Here is a 389-nt window from a genome sequence, read left to right on the forward strand (position 1 = left end):
ATCCAGCCCAAGCAGCACACGCTGGAGTTCCTGCGCGAGGTGGCGCACCTGCGCGTCCGCACCAACACGTTCAGCTCGATTACGCGCGTGCGTCACCGCGCGGCGCAGGCGGTGCACCGCTTCTTCGACCAGGAGGGCTTCTTCTGGGTCAACACGCCCATCATCACCGCGAGCGACGCGGAGGGCGCCGGGCAGATGTTCCGAGTGTCCACGCTGGACGCCGTCAACCCGCCGCGCACGCCCGAGGGGAAGATCGACTGGCACAAGGACTTCTTCGGCAAGGAGGCGTACCTCACCGTCTCCGGCCAGCTCAACGTGGAGGCCTACGCCATGGCCATGTCGAAGGTGTACACCTTCGGCCCCACGTTCCGCGCGGAGAACTCCAACAC

At 66.6% G+C, this 389-nt stretch carries 1 protein-coding gene; it reads left to right on the top strand.

The features are described 5' to 3' along the window. Positions 1 to 389: amino acid--tRNA ligase-related protein (locus D7V88_RS42455; RefSeq protein WP_341870766.1), on the top strand; the 389-nt coding region annotated here is incomplete at both ends.

The sequence above is a fragment of the Corallococcus terminator genome (assembly GCF_003611635.1).
Taxonomy (GTDB): Bacteria; Myxococcota; Myxococcia; order Myxococcales; family Myxococcaceae; genus Corallococcus; species Corallococcus terminator.